Annotated in this window: 20 protein-coding genes, 1 tRNA gene, 1 pseudogene and 1 riboswitch; of the genes and pseudogenes, 8 read left to right on the forward strand and 14 right to left on the reverse strand. The window is 71.2% G+C overall.

Annotation, left to right across the window (positions count from 1 at the left end):
• Nucleotides 1-43: 43 nt before the first annotated feature.
• Complete coding sequence (locus ACFWVE_RS08930; protein WP_384009671.1) at nucleotides 44-676, forward strand: TOPRIM nucleotidyl transferase/hydrolase domain-containing protein; 633 nt, start codon at nucleotides 44-46, stop codon at nucleotides 674-676.
• Between the two features lie 336 nt (nucleotides 677-1012).
• Nucleotides 1013-1312, forward strand: a complete 300-nt coding sequence (locus ACFWVE_RS08935; protein ID WP_384009673.1) for a hypothetical protein — start codon at nucleotides 1013-1015, stop codon at nucleotides 1310-1312.
• A 20-nt stretch (nucleotides 1313-1332) separates the two neighbouring features.
• On the opposite strand, the gene ACFWVE_RS08940 is transcribed toward ACFWVE_RS08935, so the two are convergent.
• Both ACFWVE_RS08940 and ACFWVE_RS08945 read right to left on the reverse strand, forming a co-directional pair.
• Nucleotides 1333-2826, reverse strand: coding sequence for an MFS transporter (locus ACFWVE_RS08940; RefSeq protein WP_384009675.1), 1494 nt, complete (start codon nucleotides 2824-2826; stop codon nucleotides 1333-1335).
• A 103-nt stretch (nucleotides 2827-2929) separates the two neighbouring features.
• The gene (locus ACFWVE_RS08945; protein WP_384009676.1) at nucleotides 2930-4420 is read right to left on the reverse strand and encodes a DUF445 domain-containing protein; all 1491 of its coding nucleotides are present in this window, start codon (nucleotides 4418-4420) and stop codon (nucleotides 2930-2932) included.
• Nucleotides 4421-4676: 256 nt separating this feature from the next.
• Here ACFWVE_RS08945 and ACFWVE_RS08950 point away from each other — a divergent pair, with 256 nt between their 5' ends.
• Nucleotides 4677-6062, forward strand: a complete 1386-nt coding sequence (locus ACFWVE_RS08950) for an SGNH/GDSL hydrolase family protein (RefSeq protein ID WP_384009677.1) — start codon at nucleotides 4677-4679, stop codon at nucleotides 6060-6062.
• A 58-nt stretch (nucleotides 6063-6120) separates the two neighbouring features.
• Here ACFWVE_RS08950 and ACFWVE_RS08955 read toward each other — a convergent pair whose 3' ends face one another.
• The 4 genes from ACFWVE_RS08955 to ACFWVE_RS08970 form a co-directional block, all read right to left on the reverse strand.
• Nucleotides 6121-6975, reverse strand: coding sequence for a DUF1707 domain-containing protein (locus ACFWVE_RS08955; protein WP_384009679.1), 855 nt, complete (start codon nucleotides 6973-6975; stop codon nucleotides 6121-6123).
• Nucleotides 6976-7008: 33 nt separating this feature from the next.
• Complete coding sequence (locus ACFWVE_RS08960; RefSeq protein ID WP_384009804.1) at nucleotides 7009-8064, reverse strand: ATP-binding cassette domain-containing protein; 1056 nt, start codon at nucleotides 8062-8064, stop codon at nucleotides 7009-7011.
• A 129-nt stretch (nucleotides 8065-8193) separates the two neighbouring features.
• On the reverse strand, nucleotides 8194-8958 hold the full coding sequence (locus tag ACFWVE_RS08965; protein WP_384009806.1) for an ABC transporter permease: 765 nt from the start codon (nucleotides 8956-8958) through the stop codon (nucleotides 8194-8196).
• A 112-nt stretch (nucleotides 8959-9070) separates the two neighbouring features.
• A complete protein-coding gene (locus tag ACFWVE_RS08970; RefSeq protein WP_384009681.1) occupies nucleotides 9071-9877 on the reverse strand; it encodes an ABC transporter permease in 807 nt (268 codons plus the stop codon).
• Nucleotides 9878-10174: 297 nt separating this feature from the next.
• Between ACFWVE_RS08970 and ACFWVE_RS08975 the strand changes: the two genes are divergently transcribed.
• Nucleotides 10175-12553: a transglycosylase domain-containing protein gene (locus ACFWVE_RS08975; RefSeq protein ID WP_384009683.1), complete on the forward strand. Its 2379-nt coding sequence runs from the start codon at nucleotides 10175-10177 to the stop codon at nucleotides 12551-12553.
• Nucleotides 12554-12607: 54 nt separating this feature from the next.
• On the opposite strand, the pseudogene ACFWVE_RS08980 reads toward ACFWVE_RS08975, so the two are convergent.
• The 4 genes and pseudogenes from ACFWVE_RS08980 to ACFWVE_RS08995 form a co-directional block, all read right to left on the reverse strand.
• Nucleotides 12608-12790: pseudogene (locus tag ACFWVE_RS08980) on the reverse strand (Tn3 family transposase); the annotation flags it as partial.
• A 20-nt stretch (nucleotides 12791-12810) separates the two neighbouring features.
• Nucleotides 12811-13131 (reverse strand): DMT family transporter, encoded by a 321-nt coding sequence (locus tag ACFWVE_RS08985; protein ID WP_384009685.1) that lies wholly within the window; start codon nucleotides 13129-13131, stop codon nucleotides 12811-12813.
• Nucleotides 13132-13172: 41 nt separating this feature from the next.
• A riboswitch (guanidine-III (ykkC-III) riboswitch) is annotated at nucleotides 13173-13237 on the reverse strand.
• Nucleotides 13238-13324: 87 nt separating this feature from the next.
• Nucleotides 13325-13627 (reverse strand): co-chaperone GroES, encoded by a 303-nt coding sequence (locus ACFWVE_RS08990; RefSeq protein ID WP_203634995.1) that lies wholly within the window; start codon nucleotides 13625-13627, stop codon nucleotides 13325-13327.
• Between the two features lie 100 nt (nucleotides 13628-13727).
• The gene (locus ACFWVE_RS08995; protein ID WP_384009808.1) at nucleotides 13728-14057 is read right to left on the reverse strand and encodes a DUF3618 domain-containing protein; all 330 of its coding nucleotides are present in this window, start codon (nucleotides 14055-14057) and stop codon (nucleotides 13728-13730) included.
• Nucleotides 14058-14210: 153 nt separating this feature from the next.
• Between ACFWVE_RS08995 and bcp the strand changes: the two genes are divergently transcribed.
• On the forward strand, nucleotides 14211-14678 hold the full coding sequence (gene bcp / locus ACFWVE_RS09000) for a thioredoxin-dependent thiol peroxidase (RefSeq protein WP_384009687.1): 468 nt from the start codon (nucleotides 14211-14213) through the stop codon (nucleotides 14676-14678).
• A gap of 381 nt (nucleotides 14679-15059) precedes the next feature.
• A tRNA-Leu gene (locus tag ACFWVE_RS09005) sits at nucleotides 15060-15143 on the forward strand.
• Nucleotides 15144-15195: 52 nt separating this feature from the next.
• Here the strand turns inward: ACFWVE_RS09005 and rdgB are convergent.
• From rdgB to ACFWVE_RS09025, 4 genes are all read right to left on the reverse strand, one after another.
• A complete protein-coding gene (gene rdgB / locus ACFWVE_RS09010) occupies nucleotides 15196-15798 on the reverse strand; it encodes an RdgB/HAM1 family non-canonical purine NTP pyrophosphatase (protein WP_384009689.1) in 603 nt (200 codons plus the stop codon).
• Between the two features lie 56 nt (nucleotides 15799-15854).
• Nucleotides 15855-16259, reverse strand: a complete 405-nt coding sequence (locus ACFWVE_RS09015; RefSeq protein ID WP_384009690.1) for a hypothetical protein — start codon at nucleotides 16257-16259, stop codon at nucleotides 15855-15857.
• A gap of 159 nt (nucleotides 16260-16418) precedes the next feature.
• Entirely contained in the window at nucleotides 16419-17156 is a 738-nt protein-coding gene (gene rph, locus ACFWVE_RS09020; protein WP_384009692.1) for a ribonuclease PH, read from the reverse strand.
• A gap of 115 nt (nucleotides 17157-17271) precedes the next feature.
• Nucleotides 17272-17604 carry a glucose PTS transporter subunit EIIB gene (locus tag ACFWVE_RS09025; protein ID WP_384009694.1) on the reverse strand — a complete coding sequence of 111 codons (333 nt, stop codon included), beginning with the start codon at nucleotides 17602-17604 and terminating at the stop codon, nucleotides 17272-17274.
• 88 nt (nucleotides 17605-17692) lie between these two features.
• On the opposite strand from ACFWVE_RS09025, the gene ACFWVE_RS09030 reads away from it, so the two are divergent.
• Nucleotides 17693-19000, forward strand: a complete 1308-nt coding sequence (locus ACFWVE_RS09030; protein ID WP_384009695.1) for a PTS transporter subunit EIIC — start codon at nucleotides 17693-17695, stop codon at nucleotides 18998-19000.
• A gap of 234 nt (nucleotides 19001-19234) precedes the next feature.
• Nucleotides 19235-20482, forward strand: coding sequence for a PTS transporter subunit EIIC (locus ACFWVE_RS09035; protein WP_384009696.1), 1248 nt, complete (start codon nucleotides 19235-19237; stop codon nucleotides 20480-20482).
• Nucleotides 20483-20538 lie beyond the last annotated feature (56 nt).

The following is a 20538-nucleotide window of genomic DNA, read 5'->3' on the forward strand; positions in this document are numbered from 1 at the left end:
AAATTCCGTGCCGTGAGGGGTGGGCAGGGCACAGACTCGTGGCATGGCGGACATGGAGGCGTTCCGGGAAGCGGTGATCGCGTGGGATGCCGGTGGGCCGGGTGAGCCCGCGCGGGAGCTGGCGGCGCGGTTGCCCGTCCGGGCGGTCGTGCTGCTCGAAGGGCCGAGCGATGCCGCGGCCGTCGACGCGCTGGCCGAGCGGCGCGGGCGGGACCTGGAGGGCGAAGGGGTCTGTGTCCTGCCGATGGGCGGGGCGATGAGCGTCGGGCGTTTCGCCCGGCTGCTCGGGCCGCCGCCCGGCCTGGGCCTGCGCCTCACGGGGCTGTGCGACGAAAGGGAACGGAGCTTCTACGCCAGAGCCCTGGACGGGCCGGCGGTGGCCGGTGCGGCGCGGGGGCAGCGGTTCTTCGTCTGCGCGGCGGATCTGGAGGACGAGTTGATCCGCGCGCTGGGTGTGGCACGGGTGGAGGAACTCGTCCGGGCCGAGGGCGACCTGCGCGCCCTGCAGACGTTCCTGCGCCAGCCCGCGCAGCAGGGCCGCACCCCGCAGCAGCAGTTGCGGCGCTTCCTCGGCACGAAGAAGGGACGCAAGATCCACTATGGGCGCGTCCTCGTCGAGGCCCTCGATCCCGACCGCGTACCCGCCCCGCTCGACGGTCTGTTCGCCGGCCTCTGAGTCCGCCTCCGCCCCTGCCCGTGATGCCGGCGGGGTGCGCCTTTGAGCTGCGGGCGGAGGCCGGGGCTCGTGCGGGCGGGGGCCCTGCCGGCCCGGGTTCTTCCGGGGCCTGGCCTCGCCCCTGTGCGACGACCGCTCCGAACAGGGCCGCGAAGGTGTGCCGAGGCACCCCCCGGCCAGTCCCCCGGGTCCCGTACTCACAGCAGGGCAGGCACGCGCGTCACTGCTGCCTAGAGGGCATCGGAGGCGTCGGGGGAGCGTGGGGCGCTCCGGGGCCGGGCGGATCGGTGCCGGTGCGCCTGTCCCTTCGGGTTCCGGCTGTGGAAAGCTCCTCGCGTGCCCACCTGGATAACTCCGCGCCGCCTGGGCGCCACCGCCGTCCTGTACGCCGTGTTCGTCGGCGGCTGGTATCTCGGCCAGCCCCTCCCTCACGTCGGCTGCGGCTCACCCGAACCGGTGACCGCGTCCGAGGTGACGATCGCGGAGCCCGGCGACGTCACCGAGGACTTCGGCCGGAGCCTCCACGCCATGTCCCAGACTCTCACCGCGGAGATCATCTCCATCGAGGGTGTCGTGCCGTGTGACGCGACACCCGACCCCCGCCTCCTGGCCTGGCTGACCGGCGACTGGCGCTGACCCGCGGCGGGCCGGTCGTTTCACCCGCGCGCGCCCGCTCCCTCCGGTTCCGCGGCGGAGAGCGGTGTGGCGATGTCCTCCAGTGAGCGGCGTTCCGCGTCCACCGCCAGGAACGCCGCCACCACACCGGCCGCGCACATCAGCCCGGCACCGATCTGGAAGGCCAGGACCGTGTCGCCGACCACGCCGGACTCGGTCAGGCCGGCGAAGATCAGCGGGCCGCTGATACCGCCGGCGGCGGTGCCGAGGGCGTAGAAGAAGGCGATGGCCATGGCGCGGGTCTCCATCGGGAAGATCTCGGAGACGGTCAGGTACGCGCTGGAGGCGCCCGCCGACGCGAAGAACAGCACCACGCACCAGCAGGCGGTCATGGTCGTGGCCGTGAGCGAGCCGCGGTCGAAGAGCCAGGCCGTGCCGAAGAGCAGGATGCCGGACAGCAGGTACGTGCCCGAGATCATGATCCGGCGGCCGACCGTGTCGAAGAACTTGCCGAGGAGCAGCGGGCCCAGGAAGTTGCCCGCGGCGATGACGGCGAAGTAGTAGCCGGTGCTGCCGGTCGGCACGTCGAAGAAGGTGATGAGGATCGCGCCGAAGCCGAAGGTGACGGCGTTGTAGAGGAAGGCCTGGCCGATGAAGAGGGAGAGGGAGAGGATCGCGCGGCGCGGGTAGCGGCCGAAGACGGTCTTGGCGATCAGGCCGAAGCCGATGCTCTTGCGCTGGTGGATGGTGATCTCACCGGCCGGCGGCGGCAGCCGTTCCCCCTTCTCCTCCTCGATCTCCCGTTCGACGGCCGACACGAGTGCGTCGGCCTTCTCGCCCTGGCCGTGGATGAACTGCCAGCGTGGGCTCTCCGGAACGTGCCGGCGGACCAGGAGGACGACCAGGCCGAGGACGACGCCGAGGGCGAAGCTGAGCCGCCAGCCGAGGTCCTTGGGGAAGATGTCGGTGTCCAGCATCACGATGGACAGCAGGGCGCCGCCGATCGCGCCGAGCCAGTAGCTGCCGTTGATGATGAGGTCGACCCGCCCCCGGTAGTGGGACGGGATCAGCTCGTCGATCGCGGAGTTGATGGCCGCGTACTCGCCGCCGATGCCGAAACCGGTGAGGAACCGGAAGAGGAAGAACCACCAGGTCTCGAAGGACAGGGCGGTCAGCGCGGTCGCCGCCAGATAGACGATCAGCGTCGTCATGAACAGCTTCCTGCGGCCGTAACGGTCGGTCAGCCGGCCGAAGAACAGGGCCCCCAGGCACGCGCCCGCCACGTACAGGGCGGCGGCGAGACCGGTGATCTGGGCGGAGCTGATGTCCAGGCCGCTGCCTTCCTCGGCGATGCGGCCGGCGACGTTGCCGACGATCGTGACTTCCAGTCCGTCCAGGATCCAGACGGTGCCCAGGCCGATCACGATCATCCAGTGCCACCGTGACCAGGGCAGCCGGTCCAGGCGGGCCGGGACGGCCGTGGTGACGGTTCCGGTGGAGGCGGGCACTGAGGCCGACGACGATTTCCCTGACATGGCTCCCTCTCCGTCGAGCTCCGCCGGGCGAATGCCTCCCGTCTGCCCTGGGCCAGGAGGAACACGCCCGCCGCACCGGAGGCCGGGGCCCGCCGGACGGGCCCTACGCCCCCAGCGTGCGGGAGACCGTGTAGATCGCCAGCCCGGCCAGGGAACCGACGACCGTGCCGTTGATGCGGATGAACTGCAGGTCGCGGCCGATGTTGGCCTCGATCTTCTTCGTCGTGTGCTCGGCGTCCCAGCCCGCCACGGTGTCCGTGATCAGGGAGGTGATCTCCCCCCGGTAGGTGGTGACGACGTACACCGCGGCGCTCTCCAGCCAGCCGTCGACCTTGCCCTGCAGCCTGGGATCGGCCGACATGCGCGCGCCCAGTGACAGCAGCGAGGCGCGTACGCGCAGCCGCAGCTCGCTGCGCTCGTCCTCCGCCGCGGAGACGATCATGGATCGTACGGCGGTCCACGCGGAGGCGATCAGGTCCTGGACCTCGTCGCGGTCGAGGATCTCGCCCTTGAGGCGTTCGATCCGGGCGCGGGTCTCGGTGTCGGACTGGAGGTCGGAGGCGAAGTCGGTGAGGAAGCGGTCGAGGGCGCCGCGCGCGGGGTGGGCGGGCATGTCGCGCATCTCGGTGACGAAGCGCAGCAGTTCCTTGTAGACGCGGTCGCCGACTTTGCGGTCCACGAATTTCGGGGTCCAGCCGGGGGCACCGCCCTGCACGGCGTTCATCACGGAGTCGCCGTGCAGCACGAGCCAGTCGTGGGCGCGGGCGACGATGACGTCGACGGCCTTCTTGTGCCCGCCGTCGGCGACGACCTTCTCCAGCATCTTGCCCATGCCGGGCGCGATCTCCTGGGCGTCCGCGCGGCGTGTGATCGCCTCGCCGACCACCGCCTGGACGTCGGAGTCGCGCAGGACGGTCAGCGCGCCGCGCAGGGCGGCCGACAGTTCGGCGGTGACCCGGTCGGCGTGCTCGGGCACCGCGAGCCAGGCGCCGAGCCGGCTGCCGATGCCGACGGAGCGCAGCCGCCCGCGGACGACGTCCTCGGAGAGGAAGTTCTCACCGACGAAGTCCCCCAGGGAGACGCCGAGCTGGTCCTTCTTGGTGGGGATGATCGCGGTGTGCGGGATGCGCAGGCCCAGGGGGTAGCGGAACAGGGCGGTCACGGCGAACCAGTCGGCGAGCGCGCCGACCATGCCCGCCTCCGCCGCCGCGGCGACATAGCCCGCCCAGGCGCCGGCGCCCGCGTGGGACGCCCACTCGGCCAGGACGTACACCACGGCGACGAACAGCAGCAGCCCGGTGGCGATGAGCTTCATCCGGCGCACTCCGCGCCGCTTCTCCTCGTCCGCCGGACTGAACGTCGTCATCGCGCGGTGCGGGACGGCACCGGGGCGGGAGCGGGCCTCCGTGCGTCCGCCCCCGCCTGCCCGGGCGCCGTCGGCGCCCGGGGTGTCCGGGGTGTCCGGGGTGTCCGGGGTGTCCGTGGCACCCGGGCCGGCCGTGCTGCCCGGAGTGCCGGCCGTGCTGCCCGAAGTGCCGGCCGTGCCCGCCTCTCCCGTCCGCCCGGTCCGCCCGGTCCGCTCGATCGGTTCCATCTGTCCGCCCCGCTCCGTCCGCTCCACCTGCTCGGTGATCCCTCACACATTGTCCCTTCCCGAGGGACTCCCGGAACGGAACAGGAGTTCCCGGCGTCTGCTCCATGGGCGGCCCGACCGTCACCCGGGAGCACGCCGAGAGCACTCCGGCGGGGTTCCGGCGGGGTGTTGTCGGACCGTCGCCCGTCCATGACGCATCATGGGCTCATCCATACGGAGCCTCGGGCTCCGATCGTTTGAGGAGAACAGAAACAGCATGACCGGGGGACGTGACGGGGGCGCGGGAGCGTCTCCCACGAAGTACCGCGCCCTGCTCGCCGCGGTGATCGCCGCGATCGTGGCAGTGTCCGCCGCCATCTACGTCGGGGTGTCCGGACTGCCGTCCGGCCTGTACGGCGAGGGCACGAGAGACCGTGACACCCTCGCCGGCGGCCGCGACGGGCGCCAGAACCCGGCCGCGCCGGCCTCCGCCGGCACCTGGGTCTCCTCCTGGGCGGCCTCCCCGGTCGGCGGCGAGCCCGGCACCGAGACGACCGGCCTCGCGGACCGCTCGCTGCGCAACGTCGTGCACACCAGCGTCGGCGGCACCGCCGCCCGGATCACCCTGTCCAACCTCTACGGACAGTCCCCGCTCACCGTCAGCCACGCCTCGATCGCCCTGTCCGCGGGCCGAGACGGCGCGGCGGCACTCGCCGACACCATGCGGCAGGTCACCTTCCGCGGCCGGGCCGCCGTCGTCATCCCGCCCGGGAGGCAGGTGGTGAGCGACGCCGTACGCCTCACCGTCCCGCCCGACGGGGACGTGCTGGTCACCACGTACTCCCCCACCGGCTCCGGACCGGTCACCCGCCACACGTACTCGCGCCAGACCTCGTACGCCGCCGTCGGCGAGCACACCCGGGACACGACCGGCACCGTGTACACGCAGGAGAGCGCCCACTGGCGCTACCTGACCGCGCTGGACGTGCTGAGCAGGGACGCGCAGGGCACCGTCGTCGCCCTCGGCGACTCGCTCACCGACGGCAGCACCTCCACCACCGGCGCCAACAACCGCTGGCCGGACATCCTGTCCGACCGGCTGCGCGAAGCGGCCGCGGCCGGCCGGGACGTACCGCGCTACAGCGTCGTCAACGGGGGCATCAGCGGCAACCGGATCCTCTCCGACGGCCTCGGCCGCCCCGCGGAGAACACCAGCGCCCTGAACCGCTTCGACCGCGACGTCCTCGGCCGTACGAACGTCAAGGTCGTCGTCGTCCTCCTCGGCGTCAACGACATCCTGCGCGACCCGGGCCTCGCCGACCCGGACGCGATCGTCGGCGGACTCGGCACCCTCGTCGACCGTGCCCACGCCCGCGGGCTGAAGGTCGTCGGCTCGACCCTGATGCCGTTCGGCGGCCACCGCGGCTACACCGACGCGCGCGAGGGCGTACGGCAGGAGATCAACGCGGAGATCCGCGCGGGGCGCGTCTTCGACGCCGTCGTCGACTTCGACCGGGCCCTGCGCGACCCGTACGACCCGCGCCGACTGCGCCCCGTCCACGACTCGGGCGACCATCTGCACCCGAGCGACCGGGGGTACACCCGGATGGCCGAGGTCTTCGACCTGGACGACCTGTCGGGCGGGGCACCGGCGCGGCTGTAGGGGGCGGCCGGCCGCTTTCCGGCCCCACCCCGCTCTGCCCGGCCCCACCCCGGTCGCGTCAGCGGTCCCGGTCGCGGCGGCGCTCGCCCTGCTCCTCGGCGCGGCGGCCGTGCGGGGAGCCGAAGCCGAGGGAACCGTGGCCGGAGCCGCCGTGGCCGAGGCCCAGGGAGGCCCGGCCGGACGAGGGGGCGTCCGGTTCGCGGCGGTCCTCGTCGTCGGCCACCTTCTCGCGGCGGTTCTCCCTGCGCTCCAGCTTCTCGCGGCGGCGCTCCTCGCGGAGCCGCTGCTTCTCCGCCCGGGGCAGCTTGCGCTCGATGCCGACACCGCCCCAGAAGGCGAAGCCCGAGACGACCACGCGCGGGGCGCCCGGCTCGCCCGGCACGCCCTCCTCACGGTGGTCGAAGCCGCCCATGACGCCGATGCCGCGGACGACGACCTCGACACCCGGCGGGACGACGACATCGATCCCGCCCATGATCGCGACCGCGTTGATCACGATCTCGCGGTCCGCGAAGTCCGCCTCGCGCAGATCGATCTGGCCGCCGCCCCAGAAGGCGAAGCAGTTGAACCTCCGCGGCGCCGTCCACCGGCCCTTGCGCTGGAAGCCCGACATCACGGCGACGGCCCACGTCGACGGCGCGTCACCGCCGACGCCCACCCGGCTCGCCCAGCCGCCGCCCGGCTCGGGGGACTTGGCCAGGTCGACGACGGGGGCGGACACCCCGGGGGCGGGCAGGTCACGGGTGATCGGCTCGAGTTCCCGGTAGGTCCGCGCCCTGTACGTCGCGTCCAGCCGCTCCTCGAACTCCTCCATGTCCAGCCGCCCCTCGGCGACGGCGTCCCGCAGAACGGCGGCGACCCGCTCGCGGTCGGCATCGGAGGCGCGGAGGTCCGGGACTGCGTCGTCGCTCATACACGGCAGCCTACGAGGTCCCCCGGCCGAGGGCTACGAAACCACCCGCCCGGCGCCCTCGTCCCGGGCGGCGGGCGTGGCGTCCCCGGCGACCTGACCCGCCTGACCCGCCTGACCCGCCTGACCCGCCTGACCCCTCCGGTCCGCCCGCTCCGCGTACATCTTCGCGATCACGGCCTCGATGTCCGGCTCCCGCACCGAAAGGTCCACCAGCGGGTACTCCGCCGCGATCCGCGCCACCAGCGGGGCCGCCGACCGGTCCGCCGGGAACGCCAGCCACTGCCTCGGTCCCTCCACCCGCACCACCCGCGCGGGCGCCGGCACGTCGATCGGCGGCACCTCCCGTTCCAGGTCCACCACCAGCGTCCGTTCGCTCTCCCCCGCCCGGTGCAGGCCGGCGAGCGCACCGTCGTACATCAGGCGGCCGTGGTCGATGACCATCACCCGCGAGCACAACTGCTCGATGTCCTGCAGGTCGTGCGTGGTCAGCAGCACCGTCGTGGCCCGCTCGGCGTTCAGCTCGCGCAGGAAGTCCCGCACCCCGGTCTTGGAGATGACGTCCAGACCGATGGTCGGCTCGTCCAGGTACAGCACCTCCGGGTCGTGCAGCAGCGCCGCCGCGATGTCGCCGCGCATCCGCTGCCCCAGGGAGAGCTGCCGTACCGGGGTGTCCAACAGGTCGCCCAGGTCGAGGAGTTCGACGAGCCGGTCCAGGTTCGCGCGGTAACGGGCGTCGGGAATCCGGTACATGCGGTGCATCAGCCGGTACGAGTCGAGCAGCGGCAGATCCCACCACAGCGTCGTCCGCTGCCCGAACACCACCCCTATGCGGTGCGCCAGCCGCATCCGCTCCTGGGCCGGGTCGATGCCGGCCACCCGCAGCCGGCCGCCGCTCGGGGTGAGAATTCCGGTCAGCATCTTGATCGTGGTCGACTTGCCCGCGCCGTTCGGGCCGATGTAGCCGACCATCTCACCGCGTGCCACGGAGAACGAGAGCGAGTCCACGGCCCGCACCTGGCGCCGCTCCCGCTTCATGAACCCGGTCCTCTTCCGCACGTCGAAGACCTTCTCGACCCGGTCGAGAAGGATGAACTCCCGGTCCCCGCTGCTCCCGCCGCCGTCCCCGCTGCTCCCGCCGCCGTCCTCGCGGCTTCCGCCGGCACGGCTCCCGTCGCCGCCTTCACCTTCGTCGTACGCGCTGTCGTTGCCCACGGCCCACTAACTCCCTGTACTCCGATACGAACGCAGCCCCGCCCGCCACGCCCACCCGGCCAGCGCGCAGCACACCGCCGCCACGGCCGGCGCCATGAACGCCGCCCACCCGGGCAGGTCCAGCGGATACGGCCGCCCCAACACGTAGGACGCGGGGACCCAGTTGACGAAGGCGAGCGGCAGCACGAACGTCACCCCGCGCACCAGTTCCTGCGCGAACAGCACCGGCGGGTACTGCAGCATCGTCTGACCGCCGTAGGTGAACGCGTTCTGCACCTCGGACGCGTCCTGCGCCACGAACTGGAAGGCCGCGCCCCCCACGAACACCGCGCAGAAGATCGCCGCGCCGCTGACCACCGTCACCGGCATCAGCAGCAGCTTCCCCACCGTCCAGTCGACGTCCAGCGAGGCGAGCGCCCAGCCGAGGACCACCAGTCCCTGCACCAGGCGCCCCACGCGGCGCAGGGCGAAGCGGTCCGCGGCGACCTGCGCGAGCACCGGCACCGGCCGCACCAGCAGCGCGTCGAGCGTGCCGTCCCGCACCCGGCGCCCCAGCCGGTCCATCGAGCCCAGCACCAGATCCGCGATGCCGAACGACACGATGGACAGGCCGTACAGGAAGGCCACCTCGGCCAGGGCATGGCCGGCCAGCACGTCGACGTGCGAGAACATCAGCGCGATGCCGACGAAGTCAAGGCCGGTCACCGCGGCACCGCCGATGGTCGTCAGTACGAACGACGTCCGGTAGACCATGGTCGAGCGGATCCACATCCCCGCGATCAGTCCGTACGCGCGCGCCCCCCGCGCCACCCCGGACCACCCGCCGGACCGCCCGGAACCGGAACCGGAACCGGAACCAAAGTCTCCGTTCCGTCCGCCGCCCTCAGCCACCCTGGACCACCACCCGCCGTGTCGCCGCCGTCTGCAGCAGCCGTCCCACCGCCAGCAGCGCCACCGCCCACGCGCCCTGGAGCGCGAAGACCCGCAGCACACCCGTCTCCCCCATCAGGACGTCGGCCGGGCCCTGGAGCAGCGCCGCCCAGGGCAGCATCCGTACGACCTCTCCGAACACGCCCGGGAAGACGTTCAGCGGCAGCACCATGCCCGAGCAGAGCGCCCCCACGATCATCAGCATCTGCATCGCCCCCGTACCGTCCAGCAGCCAGAACGCGCTCAGCGCCACCAGGTAGCGGATCGCGAAACTGACCACCATCGCCAGCAGCACCGTCGTCAGGAAGGCGGCCCAGGTCAGCGGATCGTCCGGCAGCGCCACGGGGAAGACCGTCACCCCGAACAGGAACGGGATCACGCCCCGCCCCAGCAGCTGGAACACCGAGCGGCCCAGATCCTGCGCCAGCCACCATCCCTGCAGGTCGGCGGGCCGGTACAGGTCGATCGCGATCGCCCCCGTACGGATCCGCTCCATCAGCTCGGTCTCGAAGCCGCCGCCCTGAACGGCCAGCGTCGCGTACAGCGCCTGCCCCAGCCACACGTACGTGACCGCCTGCGCCTGCCCGTACCCCCCGAGGTCCGGCCGCTCGTTCCACAGCGCCAGGTACGTGTACACGAGGATCAGGCCGAAGACGGTGTTGGTGAACACCCCGGCCGCCGTCGCCGCCCGGTAGGTCGCGTACCGCCGGAAGCCGCCCGCCGCGACCGCCGCGTACAACCGGGCCGTGCCTGACCCCACAACCGCCTCCGGTCCTCGCCCCGCCCGGCACACTCGCCCGGCGTACTCGCCCGACGTCCTCGAGGACGCCCAAGCGCACGAACCTAGTACCGGCGGCCGACGCGCTGCCAGGCATTTTCCGGCGCTTCGGGGCCATGCGTATGAGATGCCGTACGGCGGGCCGGCACGCGCCGCCGACAGGAACGGTTCGCCGGATGCGACAGTCTTCTATGAAGGGGACGCACAACGCGTACCGCCTGTTACGGCCGTACCGGCCGTAACCGCAGGAACAAGGCGAAACAGGAGTCCGTGCACGACATGAGCGACGAGCCGCAGCCACAGCAGCCCGGCCAGGGCGGGGGCCCCCGAGAGCCGAGGCGCGAGCGCACCGGATGGCGCCGGATCGTCCCCACCTGGCGGATGACGCTCAGTACCTTCCTCGTCGCCGCGCTCCTGCTCATCGGCGTCTTCTTCCTCGGCTACACCCTCGTGCAGATCCCGCCCGCCAACGCCCTCGCGATCAAGCAGGCCAACGTCTACCTCTACGCCGACGGCTCCGCCATCGCCCGGGACGGCGAGGTCAACCGGGAGAACGTCGGCCTCGGCCGGATCTCCAAGGACGCGCAGCACGCCGTCCTCGCCGCCGAGGACCGCGGCTTCTACACCGAGTCCGCCGTCGACCCCCAGGCCATGGTCCGCGCCGCCTGGAACACCGCCACCGGCAAGGGCAAGCAGTCCGGCTCCACCATCACCCAGCAGTACGTGAAGAACTACTACCTGCGGCAGGAGCAGACCGTCACCCGCAAGGTGAAGGAGTTCTTCATCTCCATCAAGCTGGACCGCGAGCAGAGCAAGGACAAGATCCTCGAGGGCTATCTCAACACCAGCTACTTCGGCCGCAACGCCTACGGCATCCAGGCCGCCGCCCACGCCTACTACGGCATGGACGCGCAGGACCTCGACGCCGGCCGCGCCGCCTACCTCGCCGCCCTGGTCAACGCCCCCAGCCAGTACGACGTCATCGCCCACCCGGAGAACCGCCCGGCCGCCGAGTCCCGCTGGAACTACGTCCTGGACGGCATGGTCGAAAAGGGCTGGCTGAGCGCGGCCGAGCGGGCCGGACTGGCGTTCCCCACGCCCAAGGAGAACACCAACTCCACCGGCATGTCCGGCCAGCGCGGCTACATCGTGCAGATCATGAAGGACCACCTGACCGGGAACGGGATCCTCAGCGAGGAGGAACTCGACGCCGGCGGCTACCGCATCACCACGACCCTGCAGAAGGACAAACAGGACGCCTTCGTCGACTCCGTCAACGACAACCTGATCGACCGGCTCGACCAGAAGACACGCAAGGTCGACACGTACGTCCGCGCCGGCGGCACCGCCGTCGAGCCGAAGACCGGCAAGGTCCGCGCGATGTACAACGGCATCGACTACGTCAAGCAGTACACCCCCAACGCCACCCGCAGGGATTACCAGGTCGGCTCCATCTTCAAGCCGTTCGTGTTCGCCTCGGCCGTCGAGAACGGCTCCAGCACCCAGGACGGCCACCCCATCACCCCGAACACCGTCTACGACGGCACCAACAAACGGCCCGTCGAAGGCTGGGCCGGCGGCCGCTACGACCCGGCCAACGAGGACGACCGGTCGTACGGCAACATCACCGTCCGCGAGGCCACCGACAAGTCCGTCAACGCCGTCTACGCCCAGATGGCGGTCGACGTCGGCTCCGACAAGGTCCAGCAGACCGCCATCGGCCTCGGCATCCCCTCCACCACACCCGAACTGACCCCCTCCCCGTCCATCGCCCTCGGCGTCGCCACCGCCAGCACCCTGGACATGGCCGAGGCGTACGCGACCCTCGCCAACCACGGCGTGCACGGCGACCCCGTCCTGATCGAGAAGATCACCAAGGACGGGAAGGAGACCGTGCCCCTGCCCGAACGGAAGACCCGCCAGGCCGTCAGCCGCGAAGCCGCCGACACCACCACCGCCGTCCTGCGCGGCGTCGTCCAGAACGGCACCGCGGCCGCCGCCCTCGGCGCGGGCCGCCCCGCCGCCGGCAAGACCGGCACCGCGGAGGAGGACAAGGCCGCCTGGTTCGCCGGCTACACCCCCGAACTCGCCACCGTCGTCGCGGTCATGGGCCAGAACCCGGTCACCGCCGCACAGGAGAAGCTGTACGGCGCGATGGGCATGCCCCGCGTCAACGGCGGCGGGGCACCCGCCGAGATCTGGGCCCAGTTCACCCGGGACGCGCTGGAGGGCGAACCCGTCGGGGACTTCGACCTCGACCTGCAGGCCGGCGCCGAACGGACCGCGCCACCGACCGCCGACGCCGGCTCCCTTCCTTCCGCCACCTCCCCGGGCGACGACATGTCCAGGACCCCCGGACCGGACGGAAGCACGAGCCGCAGCCCGGGCCCGGGCGAGGGCGGGGACAGTACCGGAGGCGGGGCGAGCGACGGCACCAACGGCGACACCACGACCGGCGGCGGCACCACGGACGGCGGAACCGGGCAGACCGGCGGGACCACGGACGGGCCGACCGGCGGCACCACCACGGGCACCACGGGCGACGCGGACGGCGGCGGACCCGGGGAAACCGGCGGAACGGGCGGAACCGGCGAGGACACCGGCACGGGCGGCCGCGGCGGCCTCGCCGGATTCATCCCACGCCCCCGCGACGACTGACCGCACCACGCGGCTCTCGCGCCGGGAGGCCTCACGGCCTCCCGGCAGCGCCTGCCGCACGAACGGGGAGAGGCGGGCGACGTCCTCGCCGCCGACAGCGAAGCCGTCGGCGCGCGGCTGGTTCACCGCGGCGTTTCCGTACCGCGTGCTGAAGAGCACGACGGCGTTGAACACGACGGCGTTGAGCACGAGGCCGAGCGCGCCGATCCGGTCTTCCACGCCGTCCTGGTGGCGCCGGCGATGTTCCTCGACCCCGCTCAGTGCCCCGACGTCGCCTTCAGCCCCACCACCGCGACCACCAGCAGGCACACGAAGAAGATCCGGGCGGCGGTCACCGGCTCTCCCAGCACCGCCATGCCCAGCACCGCCGCCCCGGCGGCACCGATCCCCACCCACACGCCGTACGCCGTGCCGATCGGCAGCGTCTTCGCCGCGTACGACAGCAGCACCATGCTCGCCACGATGCCTGCGCCGGTCAGCAGACTGGGCACCAGCCGGGTGAAACCCTCGGTGTACTTCATCCCGATCGCCCAGCCCACCTCGAGCAGACCGGCCACGACCAACAGAACCCACGCCACGACAGGCACCTCCGGGACACCACTCGACGTATCGAAACGGGAGTGCGTCGTCTTTGCCTCACCCCGGTACGGCGCGTCTCGTCGGGGCCCGGTGGGTCGGGTCCGTCCACTCTAGAACCCCGGCCAGGACAGCCGGAAGGGCTGGTGACCATGGTCACCAGCCCTTCCGCACAGCCTCACCGGCCCACAAGACCTACAGGTACAGGCCCGTCGAGTCCTCCGACCCCTCGAACCGGTCCGCGGCCACCGCGTGCAGATCACGCTCGCGCATGAGCACGTACGCGGTGCCCCGCACCTCGACCTCCGCGCGGTCCTCCGGGTCGTACAGCACCCGGTCGCCCGGCTCCACCGTCCGGACGTTCTGTCCCACCGCGACGACCTCGGCCCAGGCCAGCCGGCGGCCGACCGCCGCCGTCGCGGGAATCAGGATGCCGCCCCCGGACCGCCGCTCGCCCTCGCTCGTGTCCTGCCGCACGAGTACGCGGTCGTGCAGCATCCGGATGGGCAGCTTGTCGTCGTGCCGGGGGGCGTGCTCGTTCTTCTTGGCGCTCACACCTGAAACCTACCTGCCTTCACCACGGACGTACGCGATCGGGTCAGCGCCCGCGCCGACGGGACCCCAGGGCCAGCAGTCCCACCACGCCCACCACCAGGACCGCGGCCGGCACGACCCGCTCGAGCCGCGGCGACCCGTCCACGTCCACGAACTGCGCCTTGACGTCGCTCACCACACGATTGACACCGACGTACGCCCTGCCGAGCGTGTGATCGACGTTGGACGCGACCCTGGCCTTCGCGTCCCCGACGATCGTCTTCGGATGCACCCGCACACCGATCTCGTCCAGGGTCTCGGCCAGCACCGCGCGACGGCGTCTGATGTCCGCCTCGATCTGCGCCGGGGTCCTGGTGTCCGCCGTGTCCGCCACCGTGTCGCCTCCGAAATCCGCTGAAACCATAAAAGCCGTACCTGTGCCGGACAGTCTGTCAGCTTCGCGCCGCACCGCACCGTCAGGGCACCCGGATACCCTCGATCCCGGCATCCGATCCACCCAGTGCGCACGTACGAGGAGACCCGACCGATGAGCGAACGCCTCGAGCCCGGAGACGTGGCCCCCGCCTTCACCCTGCCCGACGCGGACGGCACCGAGGTGTCCCTGGCCGACCACAAGGGCCGCAAGGTCATCGTCTACTTCTACCCGTCGGCGCTCACCCCCGGCTGCACCAAACAGGCCTGCGACTTCACCGACAACCTGGACCTGCTGGCCGGCGCGGGCTACGACGTCATCGGCATCTCCCCCGACAAGCCCGAGAAGCTCGCCAGGTTCCGCGAGCAGGAGTCCCTGAAGGTCACCCTCCTCGCCGACCCGGACAAGCGGGTCCTGGAGGCGTACGGCGCCTTCGGCGAGAAGAAGCTGTACGGCAGGACGGTCGTCGGCGTGATCCGCTCCACCCTCGTCGTCGACGAGGAGGGCAGGATCGAGCGCGCCCTCTACAACGTCAGGGCGACGGGCCACGTAGCCAAGATCATCAAGGACCTGGGCGTCTGAGACGCGGCACCCGCGGACGGCCCGTACCGACACCCCGGTACGGGCCGTTCCGCATGTCGTACACGACCGTCCGGCAAACGGTTCCTCACTTCGTACGAGGCCACGAACGGGGGGGGGCCGGGAACGGAGGGGGCCCGATGGGGGCAAGCGCCTACACCGAGGAGCGTCCGGAAGAGGCGGCCCGGGGAGCACGGACGTTGCCGGAGGCGTTGGTGCGGTGGGGGCGGATCCGCGGGGAGGTCGAGCACGCCGACGGGGAACGGCGGGACGACCGGCGCGAGAACTTGCGGTTGCCGTGCCCCGGCTGCCCCGCGATCACCGGCACGTGGTGCAGGGGAGGCGCCAGGCAACGCACGGCCCCCGGTACCATGACAGGCACCAGCGGCGGTGGCGCAACGGCGACGCGGCAGACTTAGGATCTGTGGCCCTTGATCGGGCTTGAGGGTTCGAATCCCTTCCGCCGCACACCAGCGGCCTGCGAATCGAAAGATGATGCGCAGGCCGTTGTCATGCGGGCTCAGCCCAGCAGCTCCCGCACCACCGGTACCAACGCCCGGAAGGCCTCGCCCCGGTGGCTGATGGCGTTCTTTTCGGCGAGGGTCAGCTCCGCGCACGTGCGGGTCTCGTTCTCCGGCTGGAGGATCGGGTCGTAGCCGAAGCCGTTCGTGCCGGCCGGCGTGTGGCGCAGGGTGCCCCTCAGCCGGCCTTCGACGACGCGTTCGGTGCCGTCGGGGAGGGCGAGGGCGGCGGCGCAGGCGAAGTGGGCGCCGCGGTGGGTGTCGGCGATGTCGGAGAGCTGGGCCAGGAGCAGGTCGAGGTTGGCCCGGTCGTCGCCGTGGCGGCCGGCCCAGCGGGCGGAGAAGATGCCGGGGGCGCCGCCGAGGACGTCGACGCAGAGGCCGGAGTCGTCGGCGACGGCGGGGTGGCCGGTGGCGCGGGCGAGGGCGTGGGCCTTGAGGAGGGCGTTCTCGGCGAAGGTGGTGCCGGTTTCCTTGACGTCGGGGACGTCGGGGTAGGCGTCGGCGCCGACGAGGTCGTGGGGCAGTCCGGCTTCGGCGAGGATCGACCGGAGTTCGGTGATCTTTCCGGCGTTGCGGGTGGCGAGGATCAGGCGGGTCATGGGGTCCAGTATTCCGGGCCCCATGACCGTCCCCGCCGGCTGCTCCCCGCCGGGCCCTACGGCGTGCAGACCTTGGTCAGTTCGCCGGCCGCGTCGGTGACCGGGCTGATGTCGGGGGTCGCGTCGCCGTTCTCGATGGAGGTGCGGACGTTGTCGACGGCCCTGTCGAGGTCGGCGACGGCCTCGCCGACGTCGGCGTTGTCGGTCTGGTCGCCTATCTCGCCGAGGTTCTGGTCGATGGAGTCGAGGGACTCCTCGAGCTGGGTGGCGTCGTTGGAGGCGTTGTCGACGGCCTGCTGGAGCTCGGTGACGCTGTCGGCGATGGCGTCGGCGGTGCGGACGCAGTCGAGTGCCTTGTCGACGGCGCTGCAGCCGGTGGTGAGTCCGGCGGTGAGTGCGACGGCCGCCAGTGTGGCGGCGATGGTGGTGGTGGTGCGGCGGCGTCGGCGGCTCTCGGCCATGGACGGTCCCTCCCTCGTGGGGCCAGGACGGCCCTCCTCGCTGACCGGGCGCCCGGGGTCGAGTCGGGCAGAGCCGAGTCGGTCCGTACGTCCGTGCCCCTACAGACGCGGGGGTGGCCGGCGCGGTTGCCCGCGTCGGCCACGCCCTTGGTACGTCTTTTACCTTTCGAGGACGCTATCAAGTGCGGTGCGCTGTGCGGTAGTCAGTTCGGCGCAGCCGGCGACGGCGAGGTCGAGGAGCGTGTTCAGTTCGGTCCGGTCGAAGGGCTGGGCCTCGGCGGTGCCCTGGACTTCGACGAAGCGGCCGTCGCCGGTGCAGACGACGTTCATGTCGGTGTCGGCGCGGACGTCCTCCTCGTAGCAGAGGTCGAGGAGGGGGACGCCGTCGACGATGCCGACGGAGACGGCGCTGACGGTGCCGGTGAGGGGCTGGCGGCTGGCGCGGATGAGCTTGTTGTCCCTGGACCAGTTGATGGCGTCGGCGAGGGCGACGTAGGCGCCGGTGATGGCTGCGGTGCGGGTGCCGCCGTCGGCCTGGAGGACGTCGCAGTCGAGGACGACGGTGTTCTCGCCGAGTTGCTTGTAGTCGATGACGGCGCGCAGGGACCGGCCGATGAGGCGGCTGATCTCGTGGGTGCGTCCGCCGATGCGGCCCCGGACGGACTCGCGGTCGCCGCGTGTGTGGGTGGCGCGGGGGAGCATCGAGTACTCGGCGGTCACCCAGCCCTCGCCGCTGCCCTTGCGCCAGCGGGGGACGCCTTCGGTGACGGAGGCGGTGCAGAGGACCTTGGTGTCGCCGAAGGAGACGAGGACGGAGCCTTCGGCGTGCTTGCTCCAGCCGCGTTCGATGGTGACCGGGCGGAGTTGTTCGGGGGTGCGGCCGTCGTTTCGAGACATGGCGTCGAGCCTAGTCGCACGGGAGAGGGCCCCTTCCCTGCGCGGCGGGTCTGCTGCCGTACAGGGAGGGGCCCCTGGGGAACCGGGAGTTCCGGCTGTCACAGCTGTCCGGCTGTCACATCATGTCTTCGATCTCGCCCGCGAGGGGGTCGGCGTCGGTGCCGATGACGACCTGGACGGCGGTGCCCATCTTGACGACGCCGTGGGCTCCGGCGGCCTTCAGTGCGGCGTCGTCGACCTTGGCGGGGTCGACGACTTCGGTGCGGAGGCGGGTGATGCAGCCTTCGATCTCTTCGATGTTGTCGATGCCGCCGAGTCCGGCGACGATCTTCTCAGCCTTGGTGGCCATGTTCGCTTCTCCCTGATCCGAACCGCTTTGGTCGCAGTAACCCACAGTTGGCCCATCTTCGCGAGCGGTCGTGCGGTCGGTGCCGAAGGATGGCGGCACGACAGCGGGACCGTCCCCAACTGGTCTACACCACCGGGGGGACCGTCGCCAAACCCCGTCGCAGACGTCTGCCAGTGAAGGGGACCGGATGAGTACGCAGAGGCCCGCCGGCGCCGAGCCTTCGGTCGGCCCCCTGCGGGAACACCGGCACCGCCTGTTCCAGGGTCTGCAGAAGATGGGCCGCAGTCTGCAGCTGCCGATCGCGGTGCTGCCGGCGGCGGGCATCCTCAACCGGCTGGGCCAGCCGGACGTGTTCGGGGACGACGGTCTCGGCTGGACGAACGTCTCCAGGGTGATGGTGGGTGCGGGCGGCGCGCTGCTCGACGGTTCGCTGGGGCTGCCGCTGCTGTTCTGCGTGGGTGTGGCCATCGGCATGGCGAGGAAGGCGGACGGGTCGACGGCGCTGGCGGCGGTGGCGGGGTTCCTCGTCTACTACAACGTGCTGCGTCAGTTCCCGCAGGACTGCCCGGAGGGTTCCGAGGCGGTTCCGAACGTCGGGTGCCGGGTGACGGACGGGACGGTGACGGCGTTCGAGTACCAGAATCCGGGGGTGTTCGGCGGCATCGTCATCGGGCTGATGGCGGCCTACTTCTGGCAGCGGTTCCACCGGACGAGGCTGGTGGACTGGCTGGGCTTCTTCAACGGCCGGCGGCTCGTGCCGATCATCATGGCGTTCGCGGCGATCGTGTTCGCCGCGCTGTGTCTGTGGATCTGGCCGCCGATCGGTGACGCGCTGGAGGGTTTCAGCGACTGGATGGTGGGGCTGGGCGCGTGGGGCGCGGGTGTGTTCGGTGTGGCGAACCGGGCGCTGCTGGTGGTGGGGCTGCACCAGTTCCTGAACGTGCCGGTGTGGTTCCAGTTCGGCAGTTTCACCAAGCCGGACGGGTCGGTGGTGCACGGTGACATCAACATGTTCCTGGCGGGTGACCCGGACGCCGGGCAGTTCCTCTCCGGGTTCTTCCCGATCATGATGTTCGCGCTGCCGGCGGCGGCGCTGGCGATCACGCACTGCGCGAGGCCGGCCCGGCGCAAGGAGGTCGGCGGCCTGATGCTGTCGGTGGCGCTGACGTCGTTCGTCACGGGCATCACGGAGCCGATCGAGTACTCGTTCCTGTTCATCGCACCGGTGCTGTACGCGGTGCACGCGGTGCTGACGGGTGTGTCGATGGCGGTGACGTGGGGGCTCGGAGTGCGCGACGGGTTCAGCTTCTCGGCGGGGCTGATCGACTACGTCATCAACTGGAACCTGGCGACGAGGCCGTGGCTGATCATCCCGATCGGGCTGTGCTTCGCGGTGGTGTACTACGTGATCTTCCGGTTCGCGATCACGAGGTTCGATCTGAGGACTCCGGGCCGGGAGCCGGAGGAGGAGGTGGAGGACACCACCAAGGCCTGACCGGAACCGGTCGTTCGAGCCCCCGGGCACGCCCTCGGATCACGGGTCCGGGGGCTTTTCCGCGCGCCCGGCGGGAGGGGTGCGGGAGGGAGACCGGAGGGCGACGGAAGGCCCTGGAACGGGTACGGGGCGTAGTGCTCCGGTTGCGGAATTCGCGGGTTCCTCATACGGCCTTCATCGTGCTACAACAGGTCTACACCACTGGGTGGTGTAGACCACCACGATGGAGGAAGTATGAGCTCCGCCACCGCCTCGGCGGCTCCCGCGAAGAAGCGGGGATCCGGCCTGTTCCAGGGCCTGCAGAAGGTCGGTCGCAGTCTCCAGCTCCCGATCGCCGTACTGCCGGCGGCGGGCATCCTGCTGCGGCTCGGCCAGGCCGACGTCCAGGAGAAGCTGAACCTGCCCGACAAGGTCACAGCGGTGTTCGCCACGGCCGGTGGCGCCATCTTCGACAACCTGCCGATGCTGTTCTGCATCGGTGTGGCCATCGGTTTCGCCAAGAAGGCGGACGGTTCCACGGCGCTCGCCGCCCTGGTCGGCTTCCTGGTCTACAGCAACGTCCTGAAGGCGTTCCCCGTCACCGAGGCGAAGGTCCAGGACGGCGCGGACATAGCCGCGACCTACAACAACCCCGGTGTGCTCGGCGGCATCCTGATGGGTCTGCTCGCGGCGGTGCTCTGGCAGCGCTACCACCGCAAGAAGCTGGTGGACTGGCTCGGCTTCTTCAACGGCCGCCGGCTCGTGCCGATCATCATGGCGTTCGTCGGCACCGCGATGGGTGTCTTCTTCGGCCTGGTCTGGGAGCCGATCGGTGACGGCATCTCCAACGTCGGTGAGTGGATCACCGGCCTCGGCGCGGTCGGCGCGGGTCTGTTCGGTCTGATCAACCGCGCGCTGATCCCGATCGGCATGCACCAGTTCGTGAACACCGTCTCCTGGTTCCAGATCGGTGACTTCACCAACGCGGCGGGCGAGGTCGTGCACGGCGACCTGAACCGCTTCTTCGCGGGTGACCCGGACGCCGGTATGTTCATGTCGGGCTTCTTCCCGATCATGATGTTCGGTCTGCCGGCCGCCGCGATCGCCATCGCGCACGCGGCCCGTCCGGAGCGCCGCAAGGCCGTGACGGGCATGATGGTCTCCCTCGCGCTGACCTCCTTCGTGACCGGTGTGACCGAGCCGATCGAGTTCGCGTTCATGTTCATCGCCCCGGCGCTGTACGTGATCCACGCGGTGCTCACCGCCCTGTCCATGGCGGTCACCTGGGCGCTCGGGGTGCACGCGGGCTTCACCTTCTCGGCGGGCGCCATCGACTACGGGCTCAACTGGAACCTGGCGACCAGGCCCTGGCTGATCATCCCGATCGGTCTGGTGTTCGCGGTGATCTACTACGTGCTCTTCCGCTTCGCCATCGTCAAGTTCGACCTGCCGACCCCGGGCCGCGAGCCCGAGGAGGAGGTCGAGGACACCACGAAGGCGTGAGCGGTCCTCGTCGCCCCACGGCGACGGCAGCGTGACCGAGGCCCCGGAGCCGTCGA

Origin of the sequence: Streptomyces sp. NPDC058632 (assembly GCF_042717095.1) — a bacterium.
GTDB lineage: Bacteria > Actinomycetota > Actinomycetes > Streptomycetales > Streptomycetaceae > Streptomyces.